The sequence below is a fragment of the Paenibacillus sp. P46E genome (assembly GCF_001909095.1).
Taxonomy (GTDB): Bacteria; Bacillota; Bacilli; order Paenibacillales; family Paenibacillaceae; genus Paenibacillus_AQ; species Paenibacillus_AQ helianthi.
In genome coordinates, this window is record NZ_LVYZ01000033.1 from 87,955 (window position 1) to 105,967 (window position 18,013).

17 protein-coding genes are annotated in these 18,013 nt (G+C 47.9%); all 17 read right to left on the reverse strand.

The window, feature by feature from the left end; all coding sequences use genetic code 11:
• Nucleotides 1–10: 10 nt before the first annotated feature.
• The 17 genes from fliD to A3849_RS10070 all read right to left on the reverse strand — a co-directional run bounded on the left by fliD (nucleotide 11) and on the right by A3849_RS10070 (nucleotide 17,814).
• Entirely contained in the window at nucleotides 11–1,531 is a 1,521-nt protein-coding gene (gene fliD, locus A3849_RS09990) for a flagellar filament capping protein FliD (RefSeq protein ID WP_074111265.1), read from the reverse strand.
• Between the two features lie 18 nt (nucleotides 1,532–1,549).
• Complete coding sequence (locus tag A3849_RS09995) at nucleotides 1,550–1,930, reverse strand: flagellar protein FlaG (protein WP_074087288.1); 381 nt, start codon at nucleotides 1,928–1,930, stop codon at nucleotides 1,550–1,552.
• 268 nt (nucleotides 1,931–2,198) lie between these two features.
• Nucleotides 2,199–3,608, reverse strand: coding sequence for a flagellin N-terminal helical domain-containing protein (locus A3849_RS10000; RefSeq protein ID WP_074111266.1), 1,410 nt, complete (start codon nucleotides 3,606–3,608; stop codon nucleotides 2,199–2,201).
• A 234-nt stretch (nucleotides 3,609–3,842) separates the two neighbouring features.
• The gene (csrA, locus tag A3849_RS10005) at nucleotides 3,843–4,085 is read right to left on the reverse strand and encodes a carbon storage regulator CsrA (RefSeq protein ID WP_074111411.1); all 243 of its coding nucleotides are present in this window, start codon (nucleotides 4,083–4,085) and stop codon (nucleotides 3,843–3,845) included.
• 1 nt (nucleotide 4,086) lies between these two features.
• Nucleotides 4,087–4,533 carry a flagellar assembly protein FliW gene (gene fliW / locus A3849_RS10010; RefSeq protein WP_074111267.1) on the reverse strand — a complete coding sequence of 149 codons (447 nt, stop codon included), beginning with the start codon at nucleotides 4,531–4,533 and terminating at the stop codon, nucleotides 4,087–4,089.
• A 119-nt stretch (nucleotides 4,534–4,652) separates the two neighbouring features.
• Nucleotides 4,653–5,216: a DUF6470 family protein gene (locus A3849_RS10015; RefSeq protein WP_074111268.1), complete on the reverse strand. Its 564-nt coding sequence runs from the start codon at nucleotides 5,214–5,216 to the stop codon at nucleotides 4,653–4,655.
• Nucleotides 5,217–5,234: 18 nt separating this feature from the next.
• The gene (gene flgL / locus A3849_RS10020; RefSeq protein WP_074111269.1) at nucleotides 5,235–6,152 is read right to left on the reverse strand and encodes a flagellar hook-associated protein FlgL; all 918 of its coding nucleotides are present in this window, start codon (nucleotides 6,150–6,152) and stop codon (nucleotides 5,235–5,237) included.
• A 14-nt stretch (nucleotides 6,153–6,166) separates the two neighbouring features.
• On the reverse strand, nucleotides 6,167–7,762 hold the full coding sequence (flgK, locus tag A3849_RS10025) for a flagellar hook-associated protein FlgK (RefSeq protein WP_074111270.1): 1,596 nt from the start codon (nucleotides 7,760–7,762) through the stop codon (nucleotides 6,167–6,169).
• A 57-nt stretch (nucleotides 7,763–7,819) separates the two neighbouring features.
• Complete coding sequence (locus A3849_RS10030) at nucleotides 7,820–8,320, reverse strand: flagellar protein FlgN (RefSeq protein ID WP_074087294.1); 501 nt, start codon at nucleotides 8,318–8,320, stop codon at nucleotides 7,820–7,822.
• Nucleotides 8,321–8,332: 12 nt separating this feature from the next.
• On the reverse strand, nucleotides 8,333–8,620 hold the full coding sequence (gene flgM / locus A3849_RS10035; protein WP_074111271.1) for a flagellar biosynthesis anti-sigma factor FlgM: 288 nt from the start codon (nucleotides 8,618–8,620) through the stop codon (nucleotides 8,333–8,335).
• Between the two features lie 106 nt (nucleotides 8,621–8,726).
• Entirely contained in the window at nucleotides 8,727–9,134 is a 408-nt protein-coding gene (locus A3849_RS10040; RefSeq protein WP_074111412.1) for a TIGR03826 family flagellar region protein, read from the reverse strand.
• Between the two features lie 169 nt (nucleotides 9,135–9,303).
• The gene (locus A3849_RS10045) at nucleotides 9,304–10,179 is read right to left on the reverse strand and encodes a ComFC family protein (RefSeq protein WP_083613432.1); all 876 of its coding nucleotides are present in this window, start codon (nucleotides 10,177–10,179) and stop codon (nucleotides 9,304–9,306) included.
• A complete protein-coding gene (locus A3849_RS10050) occupies nucleotides 10,176–12,227 on the reverse strand; it encodes an ATP-dependent helicase ComFA (protein WP_074111272.1) in 2,052 nt (683 codons plus the stop codon). The genes A3849_RS10045 and A3849_RS10050 overlap by 4 nt, the downstream gene beginning before the upstream one ends.
• Before the next feature lie 305 nt (nucleotides 12,228–12,532).
• Nucleotides 12,533–12,976 (reverse strand): glycosyltransferase family A protein, encoded by a 444-nt coding sequence (locus A3849_RS10055; protein ID WP_074111273.1) that lies wholly within the window; start codon nucleotides 12,974–12,976, stop codon nucleotides 12,533–12,535.
• Nucleotides 12,977–13,138: 162 nt separating this feature from the next.
• Nucleotides 13,139–13,861, reverse strand: coding sequence for a response regulator (locus tag A3849_RS10060; protein ID WP_074087298.1), 723 nt, complete (start codon nucleotides 13,859–13,861; stop codon nucleotides 13,139–13,141).
• Between the two features lie 4 nt (nucleotides 13,862–13,865).
• Nucleotides 13,866–15,023 carry a sensor histidine kinase gene (locus A3849_RS10065; RefSeq protein ID WP_074111414.1) on the reverse strand — a complete coding sequence of 386 codons (1,158 nt, stop codon included), beginning with the start codon at nucleotides 15,021–15,023 and terminating at the stop codon, nucleotides 13,866–13,868.
• A gap of 58 nt (nucleotides 15,024–15,081) precedes the next feature.
• Nucleotides 15,082–17,814: a stalk domain-containing protein gene (locus A3849_RS10070; protein ID WP_083613433.1), complete on the reverse strand. Its 2,733-nt coding sequence runs from the start codon at nucleotides 17,812–17,814 to the stop codon at nucleotides 15,082–15,084.
• Nucleotides 17,815–18,013 lie beyond the last annotated feature (199 nt).

Sequence of the window (18,013 nt, forward strand, 5' to 3'; positions counted from 1 at the left end):
CCTCTATCGGTTAATGTGCTACGAAACTGGACAAGCTGGCGGACTGGGAATTGTATTTATTCATAGCTGTTTCCATGGCTGTAAATTGTTTGTAATAGTTTGTCTCCATATCGGTTAGGCGGGTAGTCAGTGTACTGATACGCTTATTTATATCTTTTAACTGCTTGCCCATAGTGCTCTCTTCTTTGTACGTTGCGTTCAAATCAGAAGAGGTTTTCAATGTTCCTGCTTTATCTGCCATAACACTAAGTACATTATTTAGGCTATCAGAGATTTGAACAAAAATTCCACTCGGCTTAGAAGTATCTGTCGATGAATATTGGAATAAATTCATTACACCCTGAGGATTGTTATCTATTGCACTCTTAAGCTTGTCCACATCTTTAATATAGATCTTACCTTCTTCATAGTACTTACCTGTTCCAATACCGATGGAGGCAAGATCCACACCACCTATACCATTTAATCCCGATTGGATGGCAGATCTCATTTTGCTTATAGCCGAAGTAAGAATACTATCATCTTTCAATATACCGCTTTTGGCCCTAGCTTGCCAGTTTTTAACATCATCATCATTCATACCCTTTTTCTGATCGTCTGTCAGAGGGGGATATGAGCGATATTTTTCTTCACTTGTCTTAGTGTTCAATGTATTCAATAATTCATTGTAATCTTTAATAAAAGAAGTGATAGTTTCCAATGCCTTTGATGAATCGACTGAGGTTGTGATTTTTGATGCTTTTCCATCTTCGGTTTTTCCAAGTAAAGTAATAGATACACCGTTTAAAAGAAATTTATTACTTTCAAAATCTTTGCTTATACCATCTACTGTAATATTAGCTTTTTGTGCAAGTGAGGTTGTCGAGGGTCCACCGGAAGTATTAAATACATTTAACAGTCCGTTCTCGGCAGCTCCTGGGGCCGATACGGATATATGCTTATCAAACTGATTCGAGGTTAGAATCATTTGGCCTTTGACCTGATCAAAAGTAGCTGTAAGCTTCACATCGTTATTGGAATTGATGGTGTTAACGACTTCAGATATTGTCTTACTCTCATCAAAAGAAAAAGTCTGGCCATTTACGATCATTTTATAAGTAAACTTACTTGGATTACCAGGATCAGCTTGCGCAGTAAAACCAGTAGCCGCTGCAACTTGTTTCAATGTGCTTTTGGAAGTAATATCAGTCAATACAGATGTAGTTGTTACCTTCTCATTTGATGCCAATTGATTGACAGTCACATTCATCGGTATTTGGTTAGCATCTGCGGTTGCCTCTGCAGACAATGCAGTCGTATTTCCACTTACTGTGGCCTTCATCGCATTCATCGCTGAGGACTTTTTATAGGTATCCAGTTTATTATTACGAAAATCAACAAGCTTGCTGTTCATTTCCCGGTAACTATCTCTTGTCCACTCCATAATTTGTTTCTGCTGATTCAATTTGTTCAAGGGTTCACGCTTAGCTGTCATTAACTGCTTAACCATGGAGTCTACATCCATACCGGATGCTAGGCCACTAATTCTCATATTATTCTCCTCCTCACTCTATATCCGTTCATCTATTATAATTCCGGCGAGTTCCATCATCTTAGCCACAAGATCCAAAGTTTTCTCGGGAGGGATTTCCCGAATCAATTCTCCAGTATCCTTGTTAAGTACTTTTACCATTATGGCATGAGTTTTCTCATGAATACTGACTTCAAGAGTAGTGGTAGGTCCCTGAAGGGCTTTTACCGCCTTTTCAATATTCCGTACGAGTTGTTCTTCACCTACCGTGACACTTGCACCCTGTTTTTCCATTTTGTTAAGTTCTTGGGCGTTAGCAGGTGTTTTTATGTCGGATACCTTGTCTTTTGCCAAAGATGTCCCTGCAAGATTGTTCGAAGCCTGTCCTCCACTTGCTGACAAAGAAAACTGTACATTCATCATTGAGCCCTCCGGAAAACAATTTACTATATATATCGGCTTTCGTTAGCTGAAGTTTTAGGAAAGCTCAAATAAATAAAGAAATAAAAGGAATTTAGATACTGATCAACTCACCAGAATGACAAATTTAAATAGGCCCTCAAAAGAGAAGGCCATACAGTATGTATATAGGGTCGAATCTATAATATATATTCTTGTTTACACTTAGTTCAGTCAAAAAGAAAAGAAGACCCTAGATAATCTAGGATCTCCTTGAAGTTCGTTAAGATTAACGAAGCAATTGAAGAACGCCTTGTGGCTGTTGGTTAGCTTGAGCCAACATTGCTTGTGCAGCTTGAGCAAGGATGTTGTTCTTAGTTTGCTCCATCATTTCCTTAGCCATATCTGTATCACGGATACGTGATTCAGCAGCTGTCAGGTTCTCGGACGAAGTGTTCAGGTTGTTGATTGTGTGTTCCAAACGGTTCTGGAATGCACCCAATTTAGCACGTTCGGAGGATACTTTTGTCAATGCATCATTGACAGAAGTAATTGCCGCTTCTGCACCTGTTTGAGTAGTGATATCAATGTTATTGATACCCAGACTTTTTGCATCGATTTTGTTGATATCAACTTTCATCGATTGGTTTTGGTTAGCACCGATGTGCATTGTTAATGCGTTGTTAGTAACTACTACGCTTGTATTGCCAGCAGCAGCAAGAGCAGTATCCACTGTCATTTTGAATTGAAGACCGCCTGCTTGGAAATCGCTATCTGTGATTTTCAAGTTAGCTCCATTGGAATAAGTTGTTGAAGCAGCAGTATTAGTAATCGCAAAAGCACCTGCACCAGCATAAGTAGCATTCAAATTAAAGGACATTTTACCTTCAGCAACTGTACCAGCAGCTGCCTTAAGTGTAAATGTAGTTGCTGTTCCATCTGGGGCAGTACCAGTGAGTGCACCACCAGCTGCTGTATCAATTGCAGATCCACTAGCTACAACAACGCCATCTTTATTTTTCAGCGAGATATCAAACTTAGTTCCACCAACAGCTTTTGTTTCCATTGTATAGTCGCCAAGGTCCAGACCTACAATCTTAGTTGCAGCCATATCAAAGTCGCCAGCAGCCAACCCAGTTGTGTTAGTTTTAACATCAGCGTTAATTGTTGCAGCAGCAGTAGTGGTAATCTTGTACGTGTCAGTTGCCAAGCCGGAGTCAACAACATTAACTGGCTTCAAAGCAAGTGCATTAGTGCCTGTGAAATTTGCATTGTTACCAACAGAACCATCCAACAATTTCTTGGTATTGAATTCAGTTGTGCTGGAGATACGATTGATTTCGTCTGTCAGCTGGGAAACTTCTTTTTGAAGTTCCTTACGGTCGGAGTCAGTGTTCGTATCATTGGAAGATTGAACGGCCAGCTCACGCATACGTTGCAGAATGCTATGGGTTTCGTTCATTGCACCTTCAGCTGTTTGAATCAAGGAGATACCGTCTTGTCCGTTTTTGGAAGCCATGTCCAAACCACGGATTTGACCACGCATTTTTTCGGAGATTGCCAGACCGGCAGCATCGTCACCGGCACGGTTGATGCGAAGACCGGAAGACAATTTCTCGATGTTCTTGTTAGTTGCTGCAGTGTTGCTACCCAATTGACGATGTGTGTTCAACGCCGCGATATTGTGGTTAATAATCATTTGATATTTCCTCCCTGAAATTAAGTTAGTTCCACATCCATGTGGTAAACGCCGAACCATTAAGGTCGGCCGCCCTGCCGGATCAGCGTCTAATACATATATCGACGGCATGCCCCCAACTGTTTAGAGCATTTCAAAGATTTTTTTATTTATTATTCGAATTCCTCAGAAATAACAAGAACCTACCCTTGATTAGCGGGGGTAGGTTCTTATCTCAATATATGCTATATGATCTTAATCTTTGCTACTGGGCCCACGCAACCGATGAATCAACGCATTCAAATCAGATTGCTGAGGCGCTGCAGACTCGCGGTTAGCCTCCTGTATGGAGAGGTAGACTTCCTTACGAAAGATATCAACATGCTTGGGAGCTGAGATTCCAACCTTCACCGTATCTCCATCTACACTTAAAATGGTTAGTTCTATCTGATCCTGAATGACAATGGACTCTCCTTTTTTCCGGGAAAGCACAAGCATATCACCCACCAACCTTTCCATCCATAGCCTGCTGCTCTTGTATTAGGCTATGTTTTGTATGATAAGGAGCTTTATGCAGTACAATTTGTTTGCCGAAACGGTCAGAAGGATTCAATACAATAGGAGCAAGCAGATTAATTGTAGAATGCTCCACCTGTTCCTTTAATGTTATGATGCAGCGAACGGCCACATTCGAGTGGATTCCCAACTCCTCTGCTTCATCATCAGGCAATTCAAACTCATAGGTGGGGTAGAAGTCAAACGGATCACCCAATAAAAAGGATAACCCCTCCTGCTTCACAGATTGCAGCACCCAAAAGGGGGACTCTTCCATAGCAATTAAGGCGAAATCAGTTTCTTCGTCAAACCCAGGAATTCCTTTGGAGAAATGGTATAGCTGTTCCTCATTCACTTCAACTTTTCCCCAAGATAACGTTTCTATAATCAAGTTTTTCACTCCTCAAAAGTTTTGCCAGGCAAAACTGTCGTCTTAATGATTCTCTTAATCGCATATATGATAACAGAAAAGCTATAGAAGCGCTCTCGGCACATCTATAGCTTAAAAAGCTACATTTGAACATTTACTTCCGGGGGAATAAACTGCACGGAAGCATACTGCTGCATATATATATTTAGCTTACCACGAGTGTATTCAATTTCCGGGCGGTGTCTCTCTACTTGTATATCGACTTGGGCAGGGCGGAAATCAATCTGAGGTGCTCTCGTTTCAAAGTGTATATCTACATTGTCATAGGATGCCGGACCTCGAATCTCAGGAAACGAGTTCGGTTCAGTATCCGTACCGTAGACCTCAGCAATAGTATTGCCTGGTTTGAAAAACTCAGCCATACGGTTCCCCTGATCTACCTTTCTGGCGATTCCCTGAAGATAAAGCTGCTGAATTCCAGAATAAATCCGCTTATTCATTTCCAGCATGCCACCACCATAATAGGCCGCCCTAGCCGCAGATTGATCTATCTTTAGCTCAGGACGAGTGGATTGAACCGTGAGTTCACTAGGAGTGGTAGTAATATTCACTTCAGCTTTGGGCTGCGAAATAGAGTATGCGCCCGGATCAGCGTCAATGCCGATCAGTGCTGGCGTCTGTCGAATCTGCAGTATAGGCTGCATTGGCGAGTACCTCCTCAGTTATCTGATGAAGTCCACGAGAGAGGTTGATATGATCTTGGCTCCCACTGACAGTGAAGCGTTATAGATATTTTCTTGAATCTTGGACTGCATAATTAGTCCCTCGTAATCTGCATCCTCAGTCTTGGCCTGCAGATCGGTCAGATTCGTATTCAAATCACCTAAGCGATCCTGCATTAATTCCACACGATTGGTCTTGGCACCTATCTCAGAGCGGGCTGTCAAAAGCTTCTCAACACGTGTATCGATATTATTGAGTTGGTTAGACACTCCCTTATAGTCACCAGACTTCAATGCTGCTGAAATATTGTTGAAAATCGTAAAAACATTGTCAACATCCCCTGTGTTACCAAACACGTCATTTCCAGTCATATTAATAGGTAGTTGTACTCCTTCACCCACAATATAATTTATCTGCCCCGGATCTGTAGTGATAGCTTGAGACACATCATAGGTCCCGTCTGCACCTTTGACAAAGTCATATGGTTTGGAATCATATTTCTCGCCGTTAAAGATATACTTCCCGTTAAGTTTACTGTTCGAGATATCCACAAATTGTTCCTTCAATTGCATTACTTCCTGATTGATGCTATCTAATGCTGACTGAGGGTTAGTACCATTGGAAGCCTCAACAGTCAATTCCCGAAGACGTTGAACGACATCCCCAGCCTGACCCAGAACGGTATCATTATAATCAAGCCATGAAATTGAGCTGTCTACATTCTTAGTATACTGCTCGTTAGATGACAACTCGGCACGGTATCGCAAGGAGTAAGTAATCCCTACCGGATCATCGGAAGGCTTGTTGATTTTGCGGCCGCTTGACAGCTGGAGCTGGGTATCGTTCATGGTACGCGCATTCCGGTTCAGGTTAAGCAGCAGCTGTGAATTCATCATATTGGAGGTTACCCTCAACATAAGCTGTTCCTCCTTTATCTGCCGACGGTGCCGGTAGAATTAATTAGTTTGTCGAGCATTTCGTCATAGGTCGTCATAAACCGCGCAGCGGCACTATAGGCATGCTGGAATACCAGCATATTCGACATTTCCTCATCCAGGGACACTCCGCTTACAGACTGGCGCCGGGAATCCACCTGTTCTACCAGATAATCCGCATTTTTCGTCTGGCGTGTGGCTTCCTGGGATTGAATCCCTAATTGACCCACCATGGAGCTTAAATAAGATCCAACAGTTCCGGTCTTGGAGCCATCCGCTGTAGTGAATGTTTTGTTGTCCTTCATATTGCTGAACAAAAGGGCAAGTGTATTATTGCCTTTAATTACGGATATATTTCCTGCACTGTCCGTACTGGTCCGGAGCGAGGTCGCGAACAAGCTAGGATCTGCAGCAATTTCCGGATTCAGCCGAAGGTTGCTCGCGGTGATCGCTTCCCCGGCCACAGATGGTGTGAAGAATGGGCGGCCTGTACTGCCATTCATCGCATACCCCAACTGATGCAGGCCATTCAGACCCTTGACTGTAGTTTTCAAATCGCCTGTTAACGGGATAGGGACTGCAGCACCCGCAAGAAGTGTTGTTTTGGTGCCATCGGCATTGACAATTTCTGAATCCTTGAGCACGGTGGTGCCAGCAGGAAGGTTTGAACCAGCGGGAATGGTAACCTGCACTTCGCCATTGGCGATTGTATTGGCCATATCATCCAACTGTTTCTTATAATCCGCGACGTAGGTTTTGCTGGAAAAGATCATGCCGTAAGCCTCTCCGGCCTTGAGATCACCAGAGGCATACGCCGTGTTGAGAAACGCACTGTCTACAGTTGCTGTAACGGCTGGTCCTTGAACCAGCTGCTGCGAACCCAGCGATATATTATAACCGGCATCAGTCTCCAGAACCGTGATGTTCGCAATCTTGGACAGCTTGTCTGTCATCAGGTCACGCTGATCCCGCAAATCATTGGCGTGATCGCCCATACCTTCGATTTTGGCAATGGATTGATTCAGGTCAGCGATAGAGCTCAAATAGCCCTGAACCTGTTTTCCTTTGACATCAATATTGGTACTGAGATCCCGGTCCAGATTGCTTAATTGAGTACTCATGTAGTTCATTGCATCCGTGAGTGACTCCGCAGTCTGCACAACAATCTTACGGGCTGTAGGATCTTCAGGGTTCTTGCTGAGGTCAGACCAGGATTTCCAAAAGTTATCCAGCACCGTGCGAATGCCTGTATCCGAAGGCTCATTCACGATGGCTTCGAGCTTGTCCAGTGTATCGGATTGGATGCTCCAGTTGCCGCTGGCGGAGTTCTCTCCCCGGTACTGATCGTCCAGGAACATCTCGCGGATACGCTCGATGGAAGTGAACTCGACCCCGGTACCCATCTGACCAGGAACAGTGGAATTCGTAAGACCGTATGCTTCAATGGGAGAAGCGGCCTTCATATTCACGCGTTGGCGGGTGTAGCCCTCCGTATTGGCGTTGGCGATATTGTGTCCGGTTGTGTTGAGCGCAGCGGTCTGTGTGAACAGGCTTCGTCTTGCCGTCTCAATTGAGTGAAATGTGGATGTCATGCTACTGGTTCCTCCCTTATGATAGCTCCGGCAAAACGGCTTGCAAGAACGATAAGTCTATCCGCGTGCGTCAAAAAGACCCGGCCGAGTGGAGCCACTGCCCTTGTCGGACGGATGATGGTAAGTAAAATCCTGGTTCGGTCTTCCGACCAGTAAATCCAGGGAATAATCTATAAAGGTAAGCGACTGCTCAATCAGCTTTTGATTCAGCTCATTGGCCTGCTTCAAGCGGCGTAGCGTGCCTGAAAGCTTCTGCTGAATATGCAGCAGCCGCGACTTGTCTTCAGGATCAAATACAAGACGTGAGAGCTCAGAGAGGTTCAGGTTCAGGTTGGAACGAATCCCGACCCCCTGCAGAAAAGCATATGCGGCCTGCGCACGCTGCTCTTCGAGCTGCTCAATTAGCTTCATTAGCTTGGATTCCCGGTTCAGGATGTCAATCAGACCATCCACCTTGTTATCCATAATCGTCTGTTTCTTAAAAGCGGCCAGATCCAGCATTTGAATATGTGCTTCGTCCAGCCGCTCAAGCAATTCCAGCAATGTTGTCAATGGCATGGGTGTCTTCACCTAATTCTCGGAGGATTGCTTAAAGTAGGGGGCGAGTGTGGCTGCGAGCTTGGCTGCATCAACTTGGTAGGTACCTGCGGAAACTTGCTGTTTCAAGCTTTCAATCTTGCTTGCACGTTCGGCGTCAACTTCTCCGCTTTTCTGTGCCTGCAATAGCTTTATCGCTTCATCTGAGATCGAAACCTCATCCTTGCGTGTGCTTTTCTTCAGTTGTTCCTGTCTAGGCGATTCCGCGCTGCGTTGATACGGGTTGATCGCATTAATACGTCCGGTCTCGTTAATTTTCATAACTTCCACCTTCCTTTTAATATAAAAAAGCCGATAATCTTTACTAAGTTTATCGGCCATCTTTGAAACATTCTTTATACCTGCAAGTGTTATTTTGCAGATTTAATTATTCACGCATCTTGTCAACGGCCCGGTAAGCACCTTCCCCAGACTTTTTGGAGGGTTCAGCCGGAGTATCTTCTTTTACTGCATTGGTCAGATCTTTGCGCAGACGGCTGCGGCAGCTGTCGCACATATGGCCTTCCCGGATTAAGGTTCCGCAGACTTCACAAGGGTACATCATATTCGGCGCATTCGCTATAGAGATCCGGCCTTCACGAATAAAACGGGTAATCTCCTTGATCGAAATTTCCGTTGCATCGGACAGCTCCTGAATATTAGTGCCTCTGTTTTCGCGTAAATAACTTACGCAGGTTTCATATTGATGTTCCAAATCCTTAATGCAGGGCTGGCACAGGTCCATAATATTTTTGACGTATAACCGGCCGCACCGTGGACAATTGTCTAGATTCATTTTCAGCAGCGGCTCCCTTCCATACATTTTGTGCAGCTTGTAATATCTTATGCTCCTAGATTACATGATTGCATAAGCTTCGTCTATCATTAGTATCGGCTAATGAGGTGCAATCTGTTTATATTAATTTTACAAATAAATACTGAAACGTTGCTTAGATTGGGCAGAATCACGAACGTGCCCAGGTCAAACTATATATATCCGCTGTACAGCCCAGGCTGTCAATCAATAATTGAATAGTTTCTGCACAGGCCCGGATCGTACTTCCTGTCGTATAGATATCATCAATAATAATGATTTGCAGGGGCTGTGACTGAATCTGCCGTCCGGCTGACTCAAGCCAATGGGTAAACTGTGCTCTAATGGCAGGATCCGGGTTGACTGCAAAAGCATGCTTCATATCCGCCAGCCGGTCGGCTCGGCTTTTGAAGCTCTGTTTACCGGTATGACGGGTACGGACCAGCAGCGGCAGCTGTGGGATCCTTCTGCGCCGGGACAGAACGTCCGCCAGACGCTCGGCCTGATTGAACCCGCGCTCAGCCAGCCGGGCGTTACTAACGGGAACCGGAACCAGCAGATCCGCCTGCCATAGGCCGGCACGACTGATGCACTTGAATTTGCCTTTGATAGCAGGAAGCCTCGAATGGTTTTGCCGGGAACCTTCACCGCGCGGTTGCCCCCGCTCTGCTTGTAGGACCATATATGCCCGATCCAGCATCAGACCGAGTACGGGAGCCAGACGCTCGTTCCCTCTGTATTTATACTGGCCCAGTACCTCACGCATTACACTTGTGTAGGCTACCGCACTGCGGTTGCAGATTATCGGAATCGGGTCGCTACTGCGGCTGCAATCTGGACAGCCCACATGGCGGCCGCATTTGGAGCAGCGCGGATTACGAATCCAGGGAATGGAGGTCTGGCAGATCTTGCAAACTTCTGGAATCTCTGATGAGACTTGAGTTTTTTGGCCGCAAATGAGGCAGTCCGAGGCGGAAGGAGCAAGCAGAGACCTGGCGATTTGGAACCATGTGCTCATAGGGTTCATAACCCCACTCCCTTGCTTATGTACCCTTGTCTGCGGGCAATGGTATTCATCGTTCGAATCTGTGCGACTGCTCCCCGTTGTGATTTGGTCCATTGCGGAGAGAAAAACAAAACGGTTCCTGCCGGATCTTCTTTGGAACGCCCTGCTCTGCCAGCCATCTGCACCAGTGAGGCTTCATCAAAAAGGCTGCTGTCCGCATCCAGTATAAAAACATCACTGCGGGGAACGGTAACTCCCCGTTCGAGGATTGTCGTCGTAACAAGAAGTGAGATGGCGCGGCTGCGGAAAGCCTCAACCTTCTCCGCTCTTGCCGGGTCCCGGGAAGAGGTGCCCTCCATAGCTGCTCCGGGAAAGTCCTGGCGGAGAAGAACCAGTAACCCTTCGATGTGGGCTATTCGCGACACAAACAGAAAAATTTGCGCCTTACGCGTAAACGACCTGCGAAGTGCCTGCAGCAGATTTCCGGGCAGCGCGCCCCGCTTCAGGCATACATGGACGGAAGACATTCCAACATGCCGGGGCACCGGCAGCGGATGTCCATGGAAGCGGACAGGTACCCTTGCATGCGGCAGCTTGCCTGCACGGGCTAAACGCTGCAAGTCCATTGGCGGTGTAGCTGACAGGTAGATGAACGAACCCCCTGGCTTGCAGGCATGCTCTGCCGCATAGGCTAGCATAGGATCGTTGTGGTAGGGATAGGCATCGAGTTCGTCGATGATGACAAGATCAAAGCTCTGATAAAAGCGCAGCAGCTGGTGGGTAGTGGCCAGAGTCAACTGGCCGTGGGTCCAGCGGTCTGCACTGCCGCCGTATAGCACGGCGAGCGTCTCCGCCGGGAACGCCTTGGATAGCCGCGGCGCCAGCTCCAACACGACGTCGCGCCGCGGTGTGGCAACGAGCGCACAGCCTCCAGCAGCGAGCACGGCCGCAAGGAGCGGGAACGTGATCTCCGTTTTCCCCGCTCCCGTGACGGCCCAGAGCAGGAACCGCTCTGGGCTCCGGGCGGCGGAGCGCTGCCGCGGCTCCGCCAGGAACCCCAGCGCAGCGCCGGCGGCCCCCGCCTGCGCCGCGCTAAGTCCCCACCGGCGTGCCGCCACGGTGGGAGAAGCCCCGGCCGTGCACCGCACGGCCGGAGAGGCCGCGCTGCGCAGCAGCAGCGCGCAAGCCCGGCTGCGCCCGAGTGCGAGGCAGGCCTCGCAATAGGCGCAGCCCGCAAGGCCGCACGCGGCGCAGGCTGTGCGGCCCGTGGTGGCGCTGCCGCAGCGCAGGCAGCGCTCTTCCGCGCGGCGGGTACCCGCGCCGCGCCGGAGCAGGCGCAGCTGTGGCAGGCGGAGCGCCGCAGCGCGCAGGAGACGGCCGGTGACCGCAGGGAGCCGGCCTGGACCAGGCAGGCGCGCGGAGCCAGCGCGCGCCGTGGGCCATGCCCCTGTGCTGCGAAGCGCAGGGGCTGTGCCAACAGCGGCCTCCACGCTCAGCCGCCCCTGCAAATGGCAGAGCTGAACAGCCTCTTGCCACTGCCCAGCTAATCCGGGAAGCCGTTCCTCCAGCAGCGCCTCGACTTCAGGCTGGAGTAAAGAACGGCCATCCAGTACTTGCATCAACTGCTCTGCCGCAGCTCCAAGGGCAGCCGCGCATATCGCTTTATCACTACCTATAGCTGATTTGTAGTTTCCATCGTCAATGAAGATCCTCTGGTCGTGTTCAGCTGTTTTTTCCCTCTCCTTCAAGAGTCGGCCCATATTCCAGCTGCCGCCGCTAATTCTCTCCACGTCAATTTCAGCTCTGAGCACCCCAGCCATATATTCCCCCCAGTCCGCCTCCTCCCATTGCCGCGCTGCCAGGGAGGAATCCCAATGCTCCCTCAGCTTCACCGCCCAACCGAGAGGAAGCGCCGAAGAGAGGAGCACTAGCTTGTCCGCAGCCCTACTATTCCATCCATCCCTTTCTCCCCCGGTACCGCTCCACCATATCCTGTCAACCTTCATATGGAGTGAAACCCACAGACTCCATTCTCCTTCAAGCTCTACCGCATATACTGCTGCCTGCACCTGCTATACCTCCTAGAATTTGTTTTGGCAACTTCCCGATAAGTTGAACTGTGGATTTTCGTATTAAGATTGGTCGTAACAGCAGAGAATGTTCGGTCTTCCAGCCGCTGCCCAATTGCAGATTCGCAATTCTATTTTTTATGTTTTTTTAAGTTCAGCTTCTCTAATTGGATAAAACCAAATTAATACTCTTTATTTCTGGGTTCTCCTTACCTGCGACTTCCAAAACAACACAAAAAAGCACACTTCCCCATTTCTGAAGAGTGTGCTTCACCCGTTTCCTGCTTTGTTTGCATATGTTATGATTATTCGCCTCGCTTTGATCTGCATCCCCTGCTCCACGGTATTTGCAGAAAAGGCAGCGGCACCGATTGTCCGGTCCCCCGTAAATCCACTATGATTCCAGATTGAAGATTTAGATCCGATTCAAAAGCACAGACCGGCATAGCAGGAACAAATTCAAGTGCGGATCCGTTCCGGGCAAGCCTAGTAGCTACATCCAACGTTGCATCACTGGATCCGTCATCCATCAAGGTTACCTGTAGCATCTTTCCGCTAAGAAACGAATGGAAGGTCAGCGCTCTGATATACCATTCCACTACATATTCATGATTACGGGTAATGAGAATGTAATGAAGCCGTTTGCCAGATTGACTACCCTGCCGGGATTGTTCCCGTTTACTCAGCATATGAACCAACACTACTGCAAAAACATAGATGGCCGCAATCCATATTAACTGGGCTACCATGGAGATACACCTCCTCTTATACCGACAATATATGCCGGTGATAAAAGGTCGGTGACTGCCCAGAACAGACTGTATTCCCTTCAAATATGCTGCAGACTCAACCAATACTTTGACTGCAGCAGAGCAGCTGCAATCATTATATGTAAAAGCTTAACCTACCACCTACAGGGTTACCCACCCATATTTAATCGAATTAATAACAGCCTGTGTTCGATCGTCAACCTCCATTTTTTGGAGAATACTGCTTACATGGTTTTTGACGGTTTTTTCGCTGATAAACAGATATTCACCAATCATCTTGTTGCTCTTGCCTTCAGCCATCAGCCGAAGCACTTCTGCTTCACGACGGGTCAGCGGATTATTATCGCCTGCAACAAATTTGACACCAGCCTCTTTAACCGCAGTTTCAGCAATAGCCCCTGTTTCATTGAGGTATGTCATTCGGCGCAGCTGGTTGATGAGCTTACCCGTTACCTTTGGATGAATGAAGGCATGGCCTTCACAGACTGAACGGATTGCATTAATAAGCGATTCCGCCTCCATATCCTTCAGCAAATAGCCATTGGCACCTTTGCGCAGCGTTTCAAATACATAACTCTCATCATCATGAATCGATAAAATAATGACTTTGACATCCGGGAACATTTCCCGCAGCTTTTGTGTGGCTTCCACACCATTTTCAATCGGCATATTGATGTCCATTAGTACAATATCAGGTTTGGTTTCATTGCAAAATTCAAGTACCTGAATACCGTCACCGCATTCCCCTATGACCTCAATATCTTCCTCCATATTTAAAATCCGCTTAAGCCCTTCACGAAACAACTGATGATCATCGGCCAAAAGAACTTTAATGGGCGACTTGCCAGGATTCTGGTTTTCCATCACATTACTCCTTCCCTTTTTCCACATTCGTCGGAATGTGAATTACGATTGTTGTGCCCTGATTCTCGGCTGACAGTATTTCCATTCTTCCTTCGAGCAGTTCCACGCGTTCACGCATGCCGACCAACCCAAAACTTTCCCGATTTGCCTGTTCACTGATTTTTTTCACATTGAAGCCTAATCCATTATCCTTCACGACAATCTTGATCAGCTGTGCCTGATAGGTGATCTCCACCAATACGTAGCTTGGAAAAGCATGCTTGGCCGCATTCGACAACGCCTCCTGGACCAGACGGTATACGGCTGCCTCCATAGCTGAAGACAGCCGGTGCTCCTTGCCCCTCGTTTCAAAGGAGGTGCGGATCTTTGTCTTTTCCTCATAATCATGCACGTATTTTCGAAGTGTCGGAATCAGACCCAAATCATCGAGCGCCATCGGACGCAGATTAAAAATCACCTTACGCATTTCTTCCAGACTGTATCTTACCTGCCCTTTCAAGTCTATTACTTCGTCCTGTACCAGCCCGAATTCCTGCTTTACCAGCATTCTTTCTACAATTTCCGTCCTTAGGACTAGATTCGCCAGCATTTGAGCGGGACCGTCATGAATTTCCCGGGCAATTCTTTTCCGTTCCTCTTCCTGAGCCAGGATTATTTTGAGTCCAATCATCTGGCGGTTCTTCGCAGATTCGACAATTCTGGTCACTTGTCCTAGTTCTCCGGATAGATATTCCAAAACAACACTCATTTGCGAACCAATAGATTCTGCCCGCTCTACCGAATTTTCGACACTGCGGACCCGCAGCTGCAGCTCGTCCCGCCTGCTCCGAAGATAGACTTCCCTCTCTCTGGTCATCATGAGCTCAAGCTGGAGCTCTGTTGCTTTCTCGTACGCGATCCGGATATCCTTCTCGGAGTAGCGGACAAAGTCCCGGCTGACCTCCGTCAGCCGAATACGGGAGCGGTGGTACTGCAGCTCCAGCTTGTCTACCTTTTGCAATGTTTCATCCGTTTCATCCATGACCCGCTGCAGTTCTTTGGTGAGTGCAACAAGCTCATCCCGTGCAACCTGCAATATTTCAAATATCTGATACTTGCTGCTCTCCATCACGTCGATGGTATTCTTAATGACGCGATCTATCGCATCGGCTTGAAATTCCACGGATGCTTGCCCCATTTCTATCGGATCATATTAAAGGCTTTCCTTTAATATTACCATATCACGATTCGATAGTTACGGTCTTCGTTTTCTGTTCCCATTTTACGGTCAATCCCAGTTGTTCTGAAACCAATCTGAGCGGTACTAAAGTCCTGCCTTGTAGGATTAAAGGCGCTACTTCAGCACTTTGACGTTTACCGTTCAATACAAATTCCTTCATGTTTACGGTCAGATCAAGCGCCTTGGCTCCACGCAGCACCAGAATTTTTTTGGTGTTCTGATCCCATAAGGCACTTCCGCCAAATGCATCCATAACTACCTTTATCGGCACATAAGTGCTTCCATTTTTGACAATTGGAGCCACATCAATCGGATTCTTCACACCGTTTAGTGTAATAGATTTGGACCCGATGCTCATTGCGGCAGTTCCCTTTGGAAGTCCGGCTTCACTCGATAGAGAAGGCATGACGAATGACAGATTGTCAAAAGCAACTGTGCCTGTCTTAGCCCTTTCATCCTGGCCTTCCTCCACATTCACCACATACAGACGCTTCAAGGATGCCGGGAACTTGATGCCGGAACCTGACAAATCAATATTGAGGTTTTTCCAGCCGTTCCAGTCGATCACTTTGGCCAGATCGATATATGAAATAGCTCCGCTTCCATCCACCACTTCTGCCCTCAGCCAGTTAAGGCTCATATCCCCCATCACATCAAGTGACATCGACGTTGCCGCAGCCGGTATGCTCTTGCCGCTGGTTCCGTTAAGCTGGGCATATGCGTACATTTTGCCGCTGCCCGCAGTCATATCATAGCTGAGTGACAGTACTTTGGAGCCCGCTTTTTCTGCGCTGCCGGCTGTAACTCCTGCAGTTCCCTTAACACTGCTTACATTGGATGTGAATGCGACAGGATAGCCAACATTTTCAAAATCCTCCCACGGGGTAGCAGTTGCTGCAGACAAGACAACTGCAGTGCTGAATCCGTCATAACGGGCAATAGCATATCCTGTCGTGACCCCAGGATCTACGGAATCAACCGTCAGCTTGCCGTCATTCACACTGCCCTTAAAGCCTATCAGTTCCCATTTCAATGATGCTGGCGGAACGGTAAGTGAAGAACCATTTTGGCCCACAGCTGTCACAGGTACTGATACTGATGCACCGGCTGCGAGTGGCGCTGTGGCTGTTCCTACCGTTAGGCTTGAGAGGTTCTCTCCACCTAGTACCGTAACCTTGGTAGAGGCAGAGGCAGACCCGCTGGAGGCTGTCAATGTAGCTGTGCCTGCTTTGACAGCAGTAGCTTCCCCGCCGTTTATGGTTACACTTCCGTTACTTGAAGTCCACGAAGGATTTCCCGAGGCCACATCGATTGGATTGTAGTACGTATCATAGCCTTTTAAAGAATAGTTTGCCTTTTGTCCAATCAGCATTGCCGAGCTGCCGCTAATCTTGATCCCTTTCACTTCCCCTTGCGGAGCCGAGGTATAAACACCCACCCCGTTGACAATACTCCGCTGCTCGGTACCATACTCGGTATTGAAGGTCAGGGTTGTCGAGGTTTCGGCAAGCGGCCTGTCTACCATGGTTGTAGAACCGCCTCCGTCCAGATTCAATCCTTTCCAGACACCGATATTTGTCATGAAGGTTTGCAGCTCAGTCAGCGACATACCCGCACTGTTGGCGTTGTCTTCGACTGCAATTACGTACACATACCGTCCATCCTGTGAGTAGCCCAGCGCTGTGCGTGCACGATAGCCTCCGATACTGGAGGTCGAGCGGGAAAACGTTGCCGCTTGTCCGTTATTTACCAGAATGGTATGCCCGCCAATCATCATCTGCAGGCTGGCTGGATCAAGCTCCTGCTGCGTGGTTTTGGAACGCAGCGTGTATACACTGCTAAGCTTTTGTCCTACAACCAGATGAGCTTTGACGAACTGGGCTCCCAGCCCGTGTGTCCGCAGGATGTAGGCTCCCTTTGGAACCGCTACTGGCAAAGCTTTGTCCGCTGAAATTTGGGTAATGATATCGTTTTCTACAAGCACCTCGGTAGGTGTAGTCGAGCTGTTCTTTGGCCGGTCCAAAGCCGTCCAGGCATCTGTATAGATATACGCTGCGTTGGCATGACTATAAGTCGAGCTGCCGCCCTCCGGGCTGTATGCACCTTTATTGATACCTGATAACGGAAATTGGGCTCCGTCCTCCGCAGTAACCAGTCCTTCGAATGAATACTCATCGATCACGGGTTTGCGGTCTTTGGTTACAGCAAAAGCGTACATTCCGTCAAGCTGTGAAGGTGTGGATACCACAACCCCGCCGGACACCTGCCCACCAATGGGTGCACCTTCACCGCCTGTATTGAAATAATCTCCGTTAACTGCGGCTACTGCCCCAGTCTCTGCAGCCATACCTCCGGTGCTTTGCCGCGTAGTCAAATGCCCGCCCTTGCCGGTCATGACATCGAGGGATACGTAAGCATTATTAAGATCGACGCGGATGACATCCGCAAGACCGCTGGCTGATTTCCCGGAACGGGCTGTTGTGTATTTATATTTCATCATAATAGCGCCTGAAGTAATAACCTCTTCACCCAGCTTGGTAACGGCAAAGGAGGAGGCTGCCTCCGCGACCGGTGCCGGCCCTGAACTAAATTGCGGCATACCTTCAATGCCTAGGACGGGCATGATCCACAGTACTCCTGCCAATGAAGCTGCAATCCACTTTTTGGCGGCTGGCTGCTTCTTCATTTCCTGCAACTTCTCTCTACTTTTCTTCCCCATGAAAACTTCATTCATTTCAGCGTAACTCTCCCATCTCTTTTTTAAATATCAAGAATCTCTCAAAGGCTGGGAACACATTCCTAGTTTCCCGCTACCCTTTAATAGACTGATTTTAAGAGGAAAAGTTGCGAATATTGCTAGATTTAAGCTAATTCCTCTTCTTCTTGGAGTGGAACAGAGAATGCAAAAAAGGCCCCGCAAAAGCGGAGCCTTA

Bases quoted from the DNA above. Each gene is read 5' to 3' on its own strand.
- flgK (WP_074111270.1), bottom strand. From the start codon at position 7,762: ATGACATCCACATTTCACTCAATTGAGACGGCAAGACGAAGCCTGTTC.
- A3849_RS10060 (WP_074087298.1), bottom strand. From the start codon at position 13,861: ATGGAAAACCAGAATCCTGGCAAGTCGCCCATTAAAGTTCTTTTGGCC.
- csrA (WP_074111411.1), bottom strand. From the start codon at position 4,085: ATGCTTGTGCTTTCCCGGAAAAAAGGAGAGTCCATTGTCATTCAGGAT.
- A3849_RS10045 (WP_083613432.1), bottom strand. From the start codon at position 10,179: ATGAACCCTATGAGCACATGGTTCCAAATCGCCAGGTCTCTGCTTGCT.
- A3849_RS10030 (WP_074087294.1), bottom strand. From the start codon at position 8,320: ATGCCATTGACAACATTGCTGGAATTGCTTGAGCGGCTGGACGAAGCA.
- A3849_RS10040 (WP_074111412.1), bottom strand. From the start codon at position 9,134: ATGAATCTAGACAATTGTCCACGGTGCGGCCGGTTATACGTCAAAAAT.
- A3849_RS09995 (WP_074087288.1), bottom strand. From the start codon at position 1,930: ATGAATGTACAGTTTTCTTTGTCAGCAAGTGGAGGACAGGCTTCGAAC.
- flgL (WP_074111269.1), bottom strand. From the start codon at position 6,152: ATGTTGAGGGTAACCTCCAATATGATGAATTCACAGCTGCTGCTTAAC.
- A3849_RS10070 (WP_083613433.1), bottom strand. From the start codon at position 17,814: ATGAATGAAGTTTTCATGGGGAAGAAAAGTAGAGAGAAGTTGCAGGAA.
- A3849_RS10000 (WP_074111266.1), bottom strand. From the start codon at position 3,608: ATGATTATTAACCACAATATCGCGGCGTTGAACACACATCGTCAATTG.
- flgM (WP_074111271.1), bottom strand. From the start codon at position 8,620: ATGAAAATTAACGAGACCGGACGTATTAATGCGATCAACCCGTATCAA.
- fliD (WP_074111265.1), bottom strand. From the start codon at position 1,531: ATGAGAATTAGTGGCCTAGCATCCGGTATGGATGTAGACTCCATGGTT.
- A3849_RS10055 (WP_074111273.1), bottom strand. From the start codon at position 12,976: ATGGTAGCCCAGTTAATATGGATTGCGGCCATCTATGTTTTTGCAGTA.
- A3849_RS10015 (WP_074111268.1), bottom strand. From the start codon at position 5,216: ATGCAGCCTATACTGCAGATTCGACAGACGCCAGCACTGATCGGCATT.